Raw genomic sequence first — 16,488 nt, 5'->3', positions numbered from 1 at the left:
TCCCGCTCCGGCGCCCGACGGCGCGGGCTACTGCGCGATCATGGCCCGCCGCGCGCTGTCCATGCGCCGCGCGGCGTTCCCGACCCAGACCTCCGCGGACAGCACCGTGAGCCCCGCCTCGCTCACGACGACGGGCTTGAGCTCGAGCAGCGACACTTCCGGGTGCCGGTCCTTGAGCAGGGACACGCGGCCCACGAGGTCCTCGACCGCCGCGACGTCGAGGGCGGGGAGGCCCTCGTGGCCGAACAGCTTCACGGCGGCGCGGGGCGAACGGACAATCTCGCGGATGTCCCCGCTGGTGAGCGGCGTGATGCGGTGCGCCCAGTCCTCGAGGAGGGACACGGCGTCCCCCGCGAGGCCGAACGAGAGCACCGGCCCCAGCAGCGGGTCCTCGATCGCGCGCACGACGCAGGCCTGGCCCACCGGCGCCATCCGCTGGATCTCGAAGTGGCCGCCGCCGTACGGCGCGAGCGACTGGCCCATCTGCGCGAACGCGGCGCGCAGCGCGTCCGCGTCGGTGATGTCGAGGCGCACCGCCCCGAGGTCGAGCCGGTGCCTGAGGTTCGCGGCGGCGGACTTGATGGCGACCGGCCAGCCGAGGGCGTCGGCGGCCGCGACCGCCTCGTCCGCGCTCGTGACGGGGCGGGCGGCCAGCACGGGGATGCCGTAGCACCCGAGGAGGCGCGCGGCGTCGTCCGCCTCGAGGCGCACGAGCTCCGTCCCCTCGACCCCAGTGAGCCGGGCCTCGATGAGCGCGTCCGCGGCGTCGTCGTCGTGCTCCGCCTCGAAGGGGGCCCCGGGGTCCCGGGCGAGCCACTCGGTGTAGCGGACGACGGCGGCGAGCGCCGCGACGGCCTCCCCGGCACTCGAGTAGCTGGGGACCTGGGGCGAGCCGACCGGGGCGTCCGCGGCACCGGTCGGGGCCGGCAGGAGGCCGGCGGTGTCCACGCGACGGTCCAGCACACCGGGGAAGGCCGCGACGACCGTGGTCCCCGAGCTCTCCGCCGCCTCGGCGAGCGTCGCGGCGACCTGCGGCACGCGGAGCCCTTGGACGGGGAGGATCGCCACGACCACGGCATGGACGTCCTCGCGGGCGGCGAGTGCCACGAGCCGGCGCTTGAGCACCGGCAGGGCCAGCGAGAGCCCCTGGGACAGGTCGAGGTCGCCCTCGGAGGCGACGACGCGCAGCCCGTCGGCGTCGGCGCCGTCGGCCACGACCCGCGCCAGGGCGAGCGAGTTGGACAGCACCGCGACGTTCGGACCCGCCGGGAGGGTGCCCACGGCGATCTGGGCGACATCGACGAGCTGCTCGACCGTGCTCACACGGATGACGCCGGCCTGGCGCAGCATCGCGTCGAGGGCTCCGGGCGGCGCCTGGGTCGTGCGGACCGAATGCCCCGGCGGCAGGCGCAGGCCCGTCACCTCGCTCTTGGCCACGATGACCGGCTTGCTGCGGGCGAGGCGGCGGGCGATCCGGGAGAACTTGCGCGGATTGCCGAACGACTCGAGATAGAGGCCCACCGCGCCCGTGGCGACATCGTCCTCCCAGTACTGCATGAGGTCGTTGCCGGAGACGTCGGCGCGGTTGCCCGCGGAGACGATCGAGGAGAAGCCGAGGAACCGCCGGTCCGCAGCCGCGTAGAGGGCGACCCCGATCGAGGCCGACTGGCTGAACAGCCCGAGGCTGCCCTGGCGCGGCAGGTGGGGGGCGAGGGAGGCGTTGAGCCGCACGTCCGGGTCGGTGTTGGCGATCCCGAGGGACTCGGGACCCACGACGCGCATTCCCTGCGAGCGGGCTTGCCGGACGATCTCGCGCTGCGCGGCGAGGCCCTCCTCCCCGCGCTCGGCGAAGCCGGCCGAGGCGATCACGACTCCCTTCACGCCCGCGGCCCCGCACTGCGCGACGACGTCGGGGACTTCCGCGTACGGCACGGCGATGACCGCGACGTCGACCGGGTCCGGCACTTCCGCGATCGTCCCGTACGCCATCATCCCGCCCAGCTCGAGCGCCTCCGGGTTGACCGCGTGCACGCGCCCGGCGAACCCTCCCTCGACCACGTGCTCGAGGAGCTGGTAGCCGAGCGTCCCCCACGTGCGGCTGGCACCGATCACCGCAATGGACGACGGCGCGAGGAGGCCGAGCACGCTGCGCGCCTCGGCGCGGTGCTCCCGGGATTCCATGACCGCGCGCGACTTCTCCGTCGGGTCGATCTCGAACTCGACGCTGACGACGCCTTCGTCGAAGTGCCGGTTCAGGGCGTACCCGGCCTCCGCGAACACCGTGAGCATCTTGCGGTTCTCGGGCAGCACCTCGGCGGTGAACCGCCGGATGTGGTTCTCGCGCGCGGCGGCTGCGAGGTGCTCGAGCAGGATCGAGCCGAGGCCGCGTCCCTGGTGGCGGTCGGAGATGTTGAAAGCCACCTCGGCTTCGGCAGGGTCCGAGAGCCTGTCGTACCGTCCCACGCCGATGATCTCGTCGCCGACCGTGATGACGAGGGCCACGCGGTCGCGGTAGTCGACCTCGGTGAAGCGCTTGAGCTCCGCGGCGGTGAGGCGGGCCTTGTAGCTGAAGAAGCGGAGGTAGATCGACCCCTCGGACTGATGGACGTGGAAGTCCTGGAGCGCCTCGGCGTCCTCGGGCGTGATGGGGCGGAGATGGGCGGTGCCGCCGTCCCGCAGCACCACGTCGGCCTCCCAGTGGTGCGGATACGCTCCGTTCAGGGGAACGACGCTGTGCAGAGGAAATCCGGTGTCAGAGCCCTGGTCCGCCATAGGCTTAGCCTAGTTCAGGCCCGTCTCAGCAGAAGCGAAGGATCCACCCAGTCTTGGCACGTCGACAATCTCCCCGCTCCACCGGTGCGGACACTCTCCCCGAACCCGACGACTTCGCGGAGAACATCACCGACATCGATGTCGCCGAGGAGATGGAGACCTCCTTCCTCGAGTACGCCTACTCCGTGATCTACTCCCGGGCCCTCCCGGACGCCCGCGACGGCCTCAAGCCCGTCCAGCGCCGCATCCTCTACATGATGAGCGAGATGGGCCTGCGGCCGGACCGCGGGCATGTGAAGAGCGCCCGGGTGGTGGGCGAGGTCATGGGCAAGCTGCACCCGCATGGGGACGCCGCGATCTACGACGCCATGGTGCGCCTCGCGCAGGACTTCGCGCTCCGGCTGCCGCTCATCGACGGCCACGGCAACTTCGGCTCGCTCGACGACGGCCCCGCGGCCGCGCGGTACACCGAAGCGCGGATGGCCGCGGCGTCGCTCGCGCTGACGGACAGCCTGGACGAGGACGTCGTCGACTTCGTCCCGAACTACGACAACCAGCTCACCCAGCCGGAGGTCCTCCCGGCTGCGTTCCCGAATCTCCTCGTCAACGGGACGACGGGCATCGCGGTCGGAATGGCGACCAACATGGTGCCGCACAACCTCACCGAGGTCGTCGCCGCGGCCCAGCTCGTGATCGCGAACCCGGAGGCCACCCTCGAGGAGGTCATGGAGCTCGTGCCCGGGCCGGACCTGCCCTCGGGAGGCCGCATCGTGGGGCTGGACGGCATCCGGGACGCCTACCGGACCGGGCGTGGGTCGTTCAAGACGCGCGCCAAAGTCACCGTCGAGCAGGTCTCCGCCCGCCGCACCGGCCTGGTCGTGACGGAGCTGCCCTACATGGTGGGCCCGGAGAAGGTCATCGAGAAGATCAAGGATGCGGTGGGCTCCAAGAAGCTCGCCGGCATCTCGGACGTCACCGACCTCACCGACCGCAAGCACGGGCTGCGGCTCGTCATCGAGGTCAAGAACGGATTTAACCCGCAGGCCGTGCTCGCGCAGCTGTACCGCTACACGCCCCTCGAGGACTCCTTCGGCATCAACAACGTCACGCTGGTCGACGGCCAGCCGCAGACCCTCGGCCTGCTGGGGCTGCTGCGCGTGTACGTGGACCACAGGCTCTCCGTGGTGCGTCGCCGCACCGCGTTCCGCCTCGGGAAGCGGAAGGACCGCCTGCACCTGGTGGAGGGCCTCCTCGTCGCGATCATGGACATCGACGAGGTCATCCAGATCATCCGCACCTCGGACGAGGCGTCGGCGGCGCGCGAGCGGCTCATGTCGATCTACGACCTGACCGAGGTCCAAGCCAACTACATCCTCGACCTGCGCCTGCGCCAGCTGACGAAGTACTCGCGGGTCGAGCTCGAGAAGGAGCAGGACGAGCTCCGCCGGGAGATCGCCGAACTCGAGGCCATCCTGGGCTCCGACACGCTCCTGCGCCAGGTCGTCTCGGATGAGCTCGGCGAAGTGGCGGCGAAGTACGGCACGCCGCGCCGCACGGTCCTCCTCGAGAAGGAGGACGACACCCCCAAGGGCTCTGCCGCCGCCCTGCCGGCCCCGAAGGGGAAGGCCGCCCCGCTGGCCCTCGAGATCGCGGACGAGCCCTGCTGGGCCATCCTGTCCGCCTCCGGCCTCATCGCGCGGACCGCGCACGCCGAGCCGCTCGCCGAGTCGGGGCCGCGCGTCCGGCACGACGTGTTCCGCTCCGTGGTGCGCACGACGGCGCGCGGCGAGCTCGGTGCCGTGACGTCCACCGGCCGCATGCTGCGCCTGCAGGCGGTGGACCTCCCGCTCCTCGAGCCCTCATCCGGCCTGCCCAACATGGCCGGAGGCGTCGCGGCCAAGGAGTTCATGACTCTCGCCAAGGACGAGTCCTTGGTGGCCCTCGTGCCGCTCGACACCGTCATCGCCCTCGGCACCGCCCAGGGCGTCGTCAAGCGGGTGACCCCGGAGTACCCGCTCAATCGCGAGGACTGGGACGGGATCGCGCTCAAGGACGGGGACAAGGTCATCGGCGCGGCTCCGGCGGCGGACGAGGACACGCTCGTCTTCGTCACCGCCCAGGGGCAGCTGCTGCGGTACCTCGCCTCGTCGGTGCGGCCACAGGGCCGGGCCGCAGGCGGCATGGCCGGCGTCAAGCTCGCAGCTGGCGACTCGGCGGTCTTCTTCGGCGTCGTCGCTGCTCCCGACGCCGGCGACGGTTCCGGCGAGGGCGGCGGCGGGAGCGCCGTCGTCGTCACAATCGCCGGAAGCGGCTCCGCGCTGCCCGGGACGTCCCCGGGAACGGCGAAGGTCACTCCGTTCGACGAATACCCGGCCAAGGGTCGCGCCACAGGCGGGGTCCGGTCGCACCGATTCCTCAAGGGCGAGGACCGGCTCGTGCTGGCGTGGGTGGGCCGCGGTCCGGCCAAGGCCTCGTCGTCGGCCGGCGTGGCCCGCTCCCTGCCGAGCGAGCACGGCCGCCGCGACGGCTCCGGCGTGCCGCTCACGCAGTCCGTGGACGCGGTCGGCCCGAGCTTCGCCTGACCCCCCGTCTCGGGTACACCAAGTTCGCCCCACCGCCGTCTCGGGTACGCGAAACGCGCCTCGGGAGCATCTCGGGTACACACGACGGCGCGGGGGCGGCCTGCGCAAGGCGCGTCGCCGACGTCGTGCGTACCCGAAACTCCCGCAAGTGACCCGCGAGGACTCAGTGCCCGTGGGCCGGGGCTAGACTGCGGCCATGGCGATCACCCCTGACACGAAGGACTGGACCTGGGTGCTCGAGCGGCCCTGCCCGGAGTGCGGCTTCGACCCGGGCGAGCTGACGCCTCAGGACGTCGCAGGACGCATCGACGCGGCGCTTCCCCGCTGGGACGCCGCGCTGCAGCGGGCGGACGTGCGCAACCGGCCGAATGAGTCGACGTGGTCGCCCCTCGAGTACGGCTGCCACGTGCGGGACGTCTTCGGGCTGTTCCGCACCAGGCTGCGGCTCATGCTCGCCGAGGACGGCGCGCGATTCGCGGACTGGGACCAGGACGCGACTGCGCTCGAGAAGGACTACGCAGCCTCTGACCCGGACGCCGTGCGGGCCGAGCTCGCCGAGGAGGGTGCGCTGGCCCGCGACGCGTTCGGCGCCGTACCCCAGGACGCCTTCGGGCGCCGGGGGCTGCGCAGCAACGGGAGCGAATTCACGGTGGTGACGCTCGCCCGGTACTTCCTGCACGACGTCGAGCACCACCTCCACGACGTCGCCGGCTGACCGCCACCCCCGCCGGCGTCACCCCCTCTGCCGCCGACGTCACCCCCTCTTGGCCGCGACATCACCCCTGGCTCCGCCCTACCCGCAGGATGTGACCCTCAGGACGTGACCCCCAGAGGGACGGCACTCAGCTGAAGGAGTCGGTCGCCGGGCATGAGCTCGGTCGCGTGATGGCTGACCATGATCACGGTCCGGTCGGACAGCGCCTCGTGGAGCGCGGCGACCAGCTCGAGCCCTGACTCGGGGTCGAGGTGGGCGGTGGGCTCGTCGAGGAGCACGATCCGAGCCCCAGCCAGGAGCGTCCGCGCGACCGCGAGCCGCTGGCGCTGGCCGCCCGAGAGGAACGAGCCCCGGCTGCCGATGCGCGCATCGAGCCCCCCGGGAAGCGACCTGACGTGCTCGAGCAGCCCGACCCGGCCCAGGACGTCCTCGATCTCCCCGTCCGACGGCGCGTGGTCGCGGCCCCGCGCGACGGCAAGGTTCCCCCGCACCGTCGAGTCGAACAGGTGGGACTCCTGCGGGCACCAGGCAACCGCGCCCTCGATCCGGACCGTCCCGGCGCGCGGAGCCAGGAACCCGGTGAGGAGCGCGAGCATCGTGGACTTGCCGCTGCCTGAGGGCCCTGCCACGACCACCCAGTCCCCCGCGTGCGCCTCAAGATCGAGTCCCGTGAGGATGTCCGGTCCTCCGGGCCAGCCGAGCGTGACGCCGTCGAGCCGCACACTGCCGGCGCCCTGGTCGCGCGCATCCGTCTGGGCTCGCCCCGGAGTCCGCTCGGGCCCCCGCTCCGCCCCGTCCTGCTCTGACCGGTCCTGCTCCGCCGCGATGCCCGCGAGCGCCGACCGGAGGGCGGGCAGCTGCTGCACGGCCGTGCTCGCGGCGGCGAGGGGCTCCACGAGGGCCAGCTGCAGCAGGAGGACGGCGGCCGCCGTCGTGCCTGCCGCTCCGGCGCCCTGAGCCGTTGCGAGGGTGAGGGCCGCCGCGACCCCCAACGCGGCGATGACGATGGCCTGTGCCAACCCCTCCGCCGCGGCGCCGCGGCGTTCGAGCCGGGTGAGGCCGGCGTCCTCCGCGCGCAGCCCCGCCAGCACCGTGGCCGAGCGCGCGTTGCCCTGCAGGTCCCCGGCGGCGGCGAGCGCCTGGCCGATCCGGGCGAGGAACCGCGCACGGCCCGTCTGGACGCGCGTGGCCGCGCGACGGTCCGCGACCAGCGCGACGGCGGGTGCAACGAGGAGCGCCACGGCGAGCCCTGCGACCAGGACGGGCAGGTGGCCCGGGAGCAGTGCGCCGACGGCGACGAGCGCTCCGAGGGCGACCAGCGCCGCGGTGGCGATCGGGTGGAGGACGCGCGGGAGCTGGTCCCTCACCGCCTCAACGTCCCCGACGAGGGCCTCGAGCGCCGCACCGGGCACGAGAAGCCGCCGCGCCGCGAGGCCACGGGAGGCCAGGAGGCGCCAGAGCCGGTCGCGCAGGAGTGACAGCGTCGAGAGGACGGCCGAGTGCAGCGCGAGCCGCTCGCAGTACCGCAGCACGGCGCGGCCGATCCCGAAGAACCGCACCCCCACGATCGCCGTCAGGAGGTACAGGATCGGAGGCTGCTCGCTCGCCCGCACGATGAGCCACCCGGAGAGCGCGGACAGCGCGACGCCGGCGGCCGCCGTCCCGAGGCCCGCAAGCGCGGCGAGGACGTACCGGCCGGCATCGGGCCGCACGAGGCCTGCGAGGACACGCACCCAGGCTGCCCGCGGGGCCTGGGCGCGCACCGGTGAACGCCGGGCCGGGGCGGCGGTGTCCGGGATGTCCGCCCGGAACCGCTCTGAGGCGGCGTCACCGGATGGCGCGAGCACCACGACGTGGTCGGCGAGCGTGGCTGTGCCCGGCTCGTGGGAGACGAGGACCACGGTGGCGCGGCCCTTCAGGGACGCCAGGGCCGACTCGACGAGCGCGGCGGACCGCTCGTCGAGGTGCGCGGTCGGCTCGTCGAGCAGGACCGCGTCGGCGCCGTCGGCGACCCGGGCGAGTCCCCGCGCCACCGCCACCCGGCGCTGCTGGCCAGGGCTGAGCTCGGCGGGGTCGGCGTCTGCGAGGGCGGACAGGCCCAGCTGGGCGAGAAGACGACCGGGCAGTGCCGGGTCGCGGCGGACGGCCTCGCCCGCGTAGAGCCCGAGCTCGGCGGCCACGCTCGGCTCGGTGAACTGGGGGTGCTGCGGGACCCACGCGATCCTCTCGGCGCCCGGCCCGCGGACGCTGCCGGCGACGGCCGCGCCCGCGCCGTCGCGGACGAGGCCCGCAATCACGCCGAGCACTGTCGTCTTGCCGCTGCCGCTCGGCCCGGCGAGCAGGGTCACCGCGCCGGCGGGCGCGGTGAAGGAGACGGGCGCGCCGGCGTCGAGCGCGGCGCCGTCGTACCTCACCCCGAGCGCGTCGACGGTGATCTCCGCCGGGGCGGCATCGCGATCGCCGGTGACCACGGAGGCGCCGCGGGCAGCGGCGATGCGCTCACGGGTGCGGCGCAGCGCCTCCGCCCCGTCCTCGCTCGCGTGGTGGGCGGCGCCGAGGTCGCGCAGGGGCTGGAAGCATTCGGGCGCGAGGATGAGCGCGACGAGCCCTGCCTCGAGCGGCATGGAGCCGTCCACGAGGCGGACGCCGATGAACACCGCGACTACCGCAACGGAGATCGTCGAGATGAGCTCGAGCGCCATGGCGGACAGGAACGCGACCCTGAGCGTCGCCATGGTGCGTCCCCTGTAGGCAGAGGACAGCCCGGCGAGCGCCTCACGCTGCTGCGCCGCCCGGCCGAGCCCGACCAGGACGGGCAGGCCTTGGGCAAGCTCCACCAGGTGCGAGCCGAGGCGCAGGAGCGACTGCTGCGCCTCGGCGACCCTCTCCAGCGTGTGCCGTCCGATGAGGACCATGAACAGGGGCACGAGCGGGAGGGTCAGTGCGACGATGAGCGCGCTCACCCAGTCCGCGCCCAGGATCCGGGCCCCGAGGAGCAGCGGGACGGCCGCGCTCTGGACGACCGCGGGCAGGTACTGGGTGTACATCGAGTCGAGGGCGTCGAGCCCGCGGCCGGCGAGCACGGCGGTCGCGGCGGCCGACGACGCGACGCGCGCCTCGCCGTCGTGCTCGCCGCCCCCGCTGCTGCCGGCGAGCCCGGCCTCGATGAGCTCACCGCGGAGCTCCTCCTTGACCCCGACAGCAGCCCAGCGGCCCACCGCCGCAGCTCCCCACTGTGCTGCCGCGCGGATCAGGATGCCCGCGGCGGCCAGCCACGTGGCGCCGGCGAGTCCGGCCCCGCCGGCGCCCCCTGCCGCGATCGCGGCGAGGCCTGCCGCGATCCCCTGGGCCATGAGCACCAGGCCTGCGGCCTTGGCCACCGCGAGGACGCCGAGGAGGACGAGGGCCCGCCGTGTCGCGGGGCCGAGGGGGATGTCGGGCTTCATGGGCTACTTCCCGGCCGGCTGGCCGGTCACGAGGCGGGACACTGTCGCCGGGATGACCGAATGCGCGGTCGGGATGCTGCCCACGCTCAGGCGCCGACGGAACACCCAGTACGTCCACGTCTGGTACGCGAGGACGAGCGGGAGCCCGATGAGCGCGACGACGGTCATCAGTCCGAGCGTGTAGTCGGACGACGACGCGCTGGTCACCGTGAGGCTGTAGGCCGAGTCGAGCGTGGAGGGCAGCACGACGGGGTACACCGCCGAGAAGATGGCGGCTGCACCCATGGCGAGGAACGCCGAGAGGGCGATGAAGGCGCGACCCTCCGACCCAGCCCGGCCGAGCGCCCAGGCGACGAGGGCCGCTGCCGCCGCGACGGCCGTGAGGGCCCAGCTCCACCACTCGCCGGTGCGGAGCTGGACGGCGAGCACCCATGCCACGAGGGGCAGGATGGCGAGGGGCAGCCAGCGGACGAAGGCTGCGTGGGCTCGGGCACGGATCCCGCCGTCCGTCTTGAGGGCGAGGAACGCGAGGCCGTGGACGAGGGCGAAGCCGACCACGGCGGCCCCGCCGAGGAGCGCGTACCCGTTGAGCCAGGCGAAGGGGCCTCCGACCCGGTCGCCGTTCGCGTTGAGCGGCAGGCCCGTGGTGGTGAGGGCGAGCATCGCGCCGACGCAGAACGCGGCGACGCCGGAACCGAGCGCGAGCGCCCAGTCCCAGGCGCTGCGCCAGCGGTCGGAGTGGACCTTGCCGCGGTACTCTATGGCGACGGCGCGGAAGATGAGCGCGACGAGGGCGAGGGTGAGCGGGAGGTAGAGCGCCGAGAACAGGGAGGCGTACCAGAGGGGGAACGCTGCGAACGTCGCCCCGCCCGCGGTGAGGAGCCACACCTCGTTGCCGTCCCACACAGGGCCGATCGTGTTCAGCAGGACGCGGCGCTCGGCCTCGCCGCGGGCGAAGAGCTTCATGTGCATGCCGACGCCGAGGTCGAAACCCTCGAGGAAGAGGTAGCCGACCCAGAGGACGGCGACGGCGCAGAACCAGACAGTGGGAAGGGTTTCCATGGTGCGCGCTCCTAGTAGGCGAAGGCCAGGACGTCGTCGGCGGCCTTGCCGCCCGGGTGGGACTCGTCGTCGTGCTTCTCGTGGTCCGCCCCGTGGGCGAGCTCAGGCATCGCGGAGGCGACGCCGCCGCGCGTGTAGGTCCACAGGAGTCGGACCTCGACCACCATAAGCGCCGCATAGATGAGCGTCAGGACGATGAGGGAGGTCAGGATCTCCCCCGCGCTCACCCCGGGCGAGACGGCCGCGGCGGTGAACATGAAGACCTGGTCCACGCTTCCGGCCATGGCGGGGTTCGGGGCGACGACGAAGGGCTGACGGCCCATCTCTGTGAAGATCCAGCCTGCCGCGTTGGCTCCGAACGGGGCGAGGATCCCGACGACGGCGAGCCGCATGAGCCAGCGCGACTGCGGGACCGTCCCCTTCCGGGTCAGCCAGAGGGCGACGGCGGCGGCCGCCGCGGCGAGCCCGCCGAAGCCGATCATCGCCCGGAAGCCCCAGTAGGTGACCTCCATGACGGGGACATACTGGACGTCGCGGCCGGCGCGGTCACCATACAGGGGGTTGTCGGGCAGGTTCGTGCCGTAGGCCTGCTCGTACTCGGGGATGAGCGTGTTGACGCCCTTCACCTCGGTGGTGAAGTCGCCCTTGGCCAGGAAGGACAGGAGCCCGGGGACCTCCATGACGGCTACGACGTCGTCGCAGTTGCGCGAGCCGACGTTGCCGACCGACAGGATCGAGAAGCCCGTGCCGTCGTGGCACGCGGCCTCGGCGGCGGCCATCTTCATGGGCTGCTGCTCGAACATGAGCTTGCCCTGGAGGTCGCCCGTGATGGCTGTGCCGGCGAAGGAGATCATCGCGACGACGGCGCCGATCCGCAGGGACTTCAGCCACACGGCGTGGTCGGTGCGGTCGCGGCCGGGCACCCCGGGGGCCTCGCCGACGACGACGCGCTCCTTGCCGCGGGCCTTGCCCCTCTTGGCTGTGCCATCCACGACGGCGACCGTGTCGATCCCGTCGTGCCGCCGCTGCCACAGGTGGTACCAGGCGATGCCGAGCAGGAAGGCCCCGGCCACGCCGAGCGCTCCCATGACGGTGTGCGGGAACGCGACGAGCGCCGTGTTGTTGGTGAAGACGGCCCATGCGTCAGTCATGACGGGGCGGCCGTCGACCACGGTGACGCCGACAGGGTGCTGCATCCAGCTGTTGGCCACGATGATGAAGTAGGCGGAGACGACCGAGCCGATCACGGCACACCACAGCGCCGTGAGGTGCAGGCCCGGGCGCAGCTGCTTCCAGCCGAAGATCCACAGGCCCAGGAAGGTGGACTCGACGAAGAACGCGAGTAGGGCCTCCATGGCCAGGGGGGCGCCGAAGACATCGCCGACGAACCGGCTGTACTCGCTCCAGGCCATGCCGAACTGGAACTCCTGGACGATGCCGGTGGCCACGCCCATGATGAAGTTGATGAGGAAGAGCTTCCCCCAGAACTTGGTCATCCTGAGGAACTCGACCTTGCCCGTGCGGTGCCAGACGGTCTGCAGGATGGCGACCACGAGGCCGAGCCCGATGGTGAGGGGAACCATCATGAAGTGGTAGACCGTGGTGATCCCGAACTGCCAGCGTGCTATCTCGAGTGCGTCCACGCATGCTCCCGGTTGCTTGTGCGGGATCTTCTACATCGCGTAGAAGATCTGACTTCTACAAAGTGTAGAACATTCACCGACGCTCCAGCGGCCCGTGAACACCCTCAGCGAACAGCGCGGCACGGCGCGACAGAATTGTTCTACCTCACGTAGAATGAACGTGGGTGTACGAACCCCCCGCACCGCGCCAGTCGGGCGCAGTGCCGGTGCACGCAAAGGACTCTCGACACGATGGCAAGCCTGGGTGAACTCGAGCGCTCGGTCATGGACCTCCTGTGGTCCTCACCGGAAGCCGCCACCGCCAATGATCTGCGCGACCGTCTGGCACAGAACGGGCAGGAGGCCAAGGACTTGGCCGTCACCACCGTCCTGACCGTGCTGTCCCGTCTGGAGAAGAAGGGGCTCGTCGAGCGCGAGCGCGGGACCCGTCCCCACCGCTACCACGCCGTCTCGACCCGCGAGGACCACACCGCGCGCCTGATGCACGAGGCCCTCGGCACGGCGCCGGACCGCGAGGCCGTCCTGGCCCGGTTCATAGGCTCCGTCACCGAGGCCGAGGCCGCGACGCTGCGCAGGCTCCTGGCGCGCGGCTGAGCCGCAGCGGGGCACGCGCGTGCTCGTGACCGCCTACCTGCTGGCGCTGCTGGCACTGCTGCTCGCGTGGCCGGTGCCGGTGGCGCTCTCTCGCGCGCGCTGGACCTCCCGATCCCCCTTCGCCGCCATGGTCCTCTGGCAGGCCATCGCACTAGCCGGTGGGCTGTCGATGATCGGTGCCATGCTCGTCTACGGACTCGAGCCCCTCGGAGGCACCCTCGTCGGGGCCCTGCGCCGGGCGGCCACCATCGTCCTGGGCAATGAGTCTGCCGACGAACTGCACTTCTGGCACCTCTTCGCCCTGAGCGCGGCCGCCCTCCTGACGGTCCATCTCCTCTTCACCCTGCTGCTGACGTACGCCCGCATCGTGAGCCAGCGCCGCCGCCACCGCGATCTGTTGTCGCTGCTGAGCTCCCCCTCCGGCGCCCTCGAGCGAACCTGGGTGATCAACCATCCCGCGCCCGTCGCCTACTGCCTGCCCGGCGGCTCCAGGTCGGTGACCGTCCTCTCGGACAGCCTCGTGGAGACCCTCGCGCCCGAGGAGCTCGCCGCCGTCGTGCGCCATGAGAAGGCGCACCTCACCCAACGGCATCACCTGCTCCTGTGGGCGTTCGAGGCCTGGCGCGCGGCCCTCCCCTGGCTGCCCACGAGCCGGCTCGCACGGCAGGCCGTCAACTCCCTCGTCGAGATGCTGGCCGACGACGTGGCGCGTCGCTCGACGCCGGACGACGTCCTCGTGCGCGCGATCGCACTCGTCGCCGTCGGCGGGGAGACCGCCCCGGACGTCGTTGCGGGCGACGGCGGCGGCTCGCGGGCGGGCACCGCGCCTGCAGGGCTGGTCCCCGACCGGGGGGATGCGGACGACGCCGGTATCGCGGCCCGCCTCAGCCGCCTCCTCACGCCCAGGCCTCCGCTGGGGAGGGGAGCCACCGCCGTCGTCCTCGCCGCGGCCCTGATGCTCCTCGCCCTCCCCACCGCGCTCCTCATCGCCCCGGGACTGTTCTAGCCGCGGCTGTTCTGGCCGCGGGGGCTCCCGGGCGCCCCGGGAACAGCGCTAGGCGTCGATCTGCTCGCGGTCCAGCTGGGCGCTCCCCGCCACGATGAAGTCCTTGCGCGGGGCGACGTCCGAGCCCATGAGCAGCTCGAAGATCTCCTCGGCCCGCTGCGCGCTCTCAATCGTGACGCGGCGCAGGCTGCGGTGGCGCGGGTCCATCGTCGTCTCCGCGAGCTGGTCGGCGTCCATCTCGCCGAGGCCCTTGTAGCGCTGGATCGGCTCCTTGTACCGCCGCCCGTCGGCTTCGAGACTGCTCAGGAGCCGGCGCAGCTCGCTGTCGGAGTACGTGTACACCATCTCGTTGGCCTTGGCGCCCGGGTTCACCACCTCGACCCGGTGCAGCGGCGGCACGGCCGCGAAGACGCGGCCCTGCTCGATCATGGGGCGCATGTAGCGGAAGAACAGCGTCAGCAGGAGCGTGCGGATGTGCGCGCCGTCGACGTCGGCGTCGGTCATGAGGATGACCCTGCCGTAGCGGGCCACCGTCGGGTCGAAGCTGCGCCCTGACCCCGCCCCGATCACCTGGATGAGTGCTGCGCACTCGGCGTTCGAGAGCATGTCCCCCACCGAGGCCTTCTGGACGTTGAGGATCTTGCCGCGGATGGGCAGGAGGGCCTGGAACTCGCTCGAGCGCGCGTGCCGCGCGGTGCCGAGCGCGGAGTCGCCCTCGACGATGAACAGCTCGGAGCGGTGCGTGTCGTCCGTACGGCAGTCGATGAGCTTCGCCGGCAGCGTCGACGACTCGAGCGCTGTCTTGCGCCGCTGGGTCTCCTTGTGGACCCGCGCGGTGATGCGCGACTTCATCTCGTTGACGACCTTCTCCAGCAGCACGGAGCTCTGGCTCTTGTCGCCGCGGGCCGTGGAGCCGAGCTTCGCACCGAGTTCCTTCTCGACCACCCGCGAGACGATCTGCCGGACGGCGGGAGTGCCGAGGATCTCCTTGGTCTGCCCCTCGAACTGCGGCTCGGCGAGACGCACGGTCAGGACCGCGGTCATGCCCGCGAGCACGTCGTCCTTCTCGATCTTGTCGTTGCCCGCCTTGAGCTTGCGGGCGTTGGACTCGATGGCCTTGCGGAAGACCTTCAGCAGCGCCGCCTCGAAGCCGGACTGGTGGGTGCCGCCCTTGGGCGTGGCGATGATGTTCACGAACGTTCGCATCGTGGTGTCGTACCCGACGCCCCAGCGCAGGGCGACGTCGACCTCGCAGGAGCGCTCCACCTCGGCGATGCGCGAGTGGCCGCGCTCATCGAGCACCGGGACAGTCTCGGTGAACGTGCCCGCGCCGTGCAGGCGCCAGACGTCCGTCACGGGCGCGTCGATGGCCAGGAAGTCGACGAACTCCGAGATGCCGCCGTCGTGGTGGAACACCTCCTCGTGCGGCCCGTCGGCGCCCGGGGTGCCCGGCAGGCGCCGCTCGTCACGGACCGTGATGCGGAGCCCCGGGACGAGGAAGGAGGTCTGGCGGGCGCGCCCCACGAGGTCGTCGTAGGAGAACTTCGCGTCCGGGGTGAAGATCTGCGAGTCCGCCCAGTAGCGGATGCGGGTGCCCGTCACCCCGCGCTTGGCCTTGCCCACGACGTCGAGCACGGAGTCCTCGACGAACGGCTCGAAGGACGCAGTGGGGCTCAGGTGGCCAGCGTCCTTGAAGCGGCCGGGCTCCCCGCGCCTGAACGACATCTGGTAGGTCTTGCCGCCGCGGTCCACCTGGACGTCGAGGCGCGCGGAAAGAGCGTTCACCACAGAGGCGCCGACACCGTGCAGGCCTCCCGAGGCGGTGTAGGAGCCGCCGCCGAACTTGCCGCCGGCGTGCAGCTTCGTGAACACGACCTCGACACCGGTGAGCCCAGTCTTGGGTTCGACGTCCACGGGAATCCCGCGGCCGTCGTCGTGGACCTCCACCGACCCGTCGGCGTGGAGGATGACCGCGATCTCGTGGCCGAAGCCGGCGAGAGCCTCGTCGACGGAGTTATCGATGATCTCCCAGAGGCAGTGCATGAGGCCGCGCGAATCCGTCGAGCCGATGTACATGCCCGGGCGCTTCCGGACGGCCTCGAGACCCTCGAGGACGGACAGGTGCCGGGCGGTGTATTCAGAACTCGGTGCCACGCGCTGGGGACTCCTTTGGGATGCTGCAAATGGTCATGCGAGGAAGGCAGGGTACAGGCCAAGGTTAGTCATCGAGCCGGGACAATGCCGCACCGGCGCTCCGGATGTGGCCGAAGCGGGGCCGTGGAGCCGGGCAGGCGTTGCCGAACTGCAATACGCCCCGAGCGAAAGTTGCCCATTCCTGACTCCATTCCTTGATGCCGCGGTGTTAGATGGAGTGACCGCGCAAGCCCCGCCGGTTACTTGAGAAGGAGGCCTCAGATGACTGCAGCACTCGCGGAGCGCACCCTGACCGCTACGGACCGCTGTGATCGCTGCGGCGCCCAGGCCTACGTTCTCGTGGTCCTGGAAGCGTCCGGCGGCAAACTCCAGTTCTGCGCCCACCACGCGCGCGCCCTCGAAGAGACGCTCCGGCCGCTCGCCTCGGTCTGGCACGACGAGTCGGGCCGCCTGACCGAGAAGGCCGACGTAGCCGACTGAGCCCAGCACGCTCCTCGACATGACGGAGGGCCCG

The 16,488-nt window shown here is 72.0% G+C and carries 10 protein-coding genes; 5 read left to right on the top strand and 5 right to left on the bottom strand.

What is annotated here, in order from left to right; translation table 11 throughout:
* Nucleotides 1-27 precede the first annotated feature (27 nt).
* Nucleotides 28-2,772 carry a bifunctional acetate--CoA ligase family protein/GNAT family N-acetyltransferase gene (locus ABD298_RS01535; protein WP_344297821.1) on the bottom strand — a complete coding sequence of 915 codons (2,745 nt, stop codon included), beginning with the start codon at nucleotides 2,770-2,772 and terminating at the stop codon, nucleotides 28-30.
* A 53-nt stretch (nucleotides 2,773-2,825) separates the two neighbouring features.
* Here ABD298_RS01535 and ABD298_RS01530 point away from each other — a divergent pair, with 53 nt between their 5' ends.
* Nucleotides 2,826-5,354, top strand: a complete 2,529-nt coding sequence (locus ABD298_RS01530) for a DNA gyrase/topoisomerase IV subunit A (protein ID WP_344297819.1) — start codon at nucleotides 2,826-2,828, stop codon at nucleotides 5,352-5,354.
* Nucleotides 5,355-5,550: 196 nt separating this feature from the next.
* Nucleotides 5,551-6,069 (top strand): DinB family protein, encoded by a 519-nt coding sequence (locus ABD298_RS01525; protein WP_344297817.1) that lies wholly within the window; start codon nucleotides 5,551-5,553, stop codon nucleotides 6,067-6,069.
* A gap of 98 nt (nucleotides 6,070-6,167) precedes the next feature.
* On the opposite strand, the gene cydC is transcribed toward ABD298_RS01525, so the two are convergent.
* From cydC to ABD298_RS01510, 3 genes are read right to left on the bottom strand one after another with little or no spacing between them, the layout of a single operon-like run.
* A complete protein-coding gene (cydC, locus tag ABD298_RS01520; RefSeq protein WP_344297815.1) occupies nucleotides 6,168-9,515 on the bottom strand; it encodes a thiol reductant ABC exporter subunit CydC in 3,348 nt (1,115 codons plus the stop codon).
* Nucleotides 9,516-9,518: 3 nt separating this feature from the next.
* Nucleotides 9,519-10,577 (bottom strand): cytochrome d ubiquinol oxidase subunit II, encoded by a 1,059-nt coding sequence (gene cydB / locus ABD298_RS01515; protein ID WP_344297813.1) that lies wholly within the window; start codon nucleotides 10,575-10,577, stop codon nucleotides 9,519-9,521.
* A gap of 11 nt (nucleotides 10,578-10,588) precedes the next feature.
* Entirely contained in the window at nucleotides 10,589-12,220 is a 1,632-nt protein-coding gene (locus ABD298_RS01510; RefSeq protein ID WP_344297811.1) for a cytochrome ubiquinol oxidase subunit I, read from the bottom strand.
* 231 nt (nucleotides 12,221-12,451) lie between these two features.
* Here ABD298_RS01510 and ABD298_RS01505 point away from each other — a divergent pair, with 231 nt between their 5' ends.
* Nucleotides 12,452-12,814, top strand: a complete 363-nt coding sequence (locus tag ABD298_RS01505) for a BlaI/MecI/CopY family transcriptional regulator (protein WP_344297809.1) — start codon at nucleotides 12,452-12,454, stop codon at nucleotides 12,812-12,814.
* 19 nt (nucleotides 12,815-12,833) lie between these two features.
* Nucleotides 12,834-13,820 (top strand): M56 family metallopeptidase, encoded by a 987-nt coding sequence (locus ABD298_RS01500; RefSeq protein WP_344297807.1) that lies wholly within the window; start codon nucleotides 12,834-12,836, stop codon nucleotides 13,818-13,820.
* Between the two features lie 48 nt (nucleotides 13,821-13,868).
* Here the strand turns inward: ABD298_RS01500 and ABD298_RS01495 are convergent, their stop codons facing one another.
* Nucleotides 13,869-15,974 carry a DNA gyrase/topoisomerase IV subunit B gene (locus ABD298_RS01495; protein WP_344297805.1) on the bottom strand — a complete coding sequence of 702 codons (2,106 nt, stop codon included), beginning with the start codon at nucleotides 15,972-15,974 and terminating at the stop codon, nucleotides 13,869-13,871.
* A 261-nt stretch (nucleotides 15,975-16,235) separates the two neighbouring features.
* Between ABD298_RS01495 and ABD298_RS01490 the strand changes: the two genes are divergently transcribed.
* Complete coding sequence (locus tag ABD298_RS01490) at nucleotides 16,236-16,454, top strand: DUF7455 domain-containing protein (protein WP_344297803.1); 219 nt, start codon at nucleotides 16,236-16,238, stop codon at nucleotides 16,452-16,454.
* The last annotated feature ends 34 nt before the right edge of the window (nucleotides 16,455-16,488 follow it).

This window comes from Sinomonas flava, from assembly GCF_039531875.1.
Lineage (GTDB): Bacteria > Actinomycetota > Actinomycetes > Actinomycetales > Micrococcaceae > Sinomonas > Sinomonas flava.
This window is presented reverse-complemented; position numbering and strand designations above follow the sequence as displayed.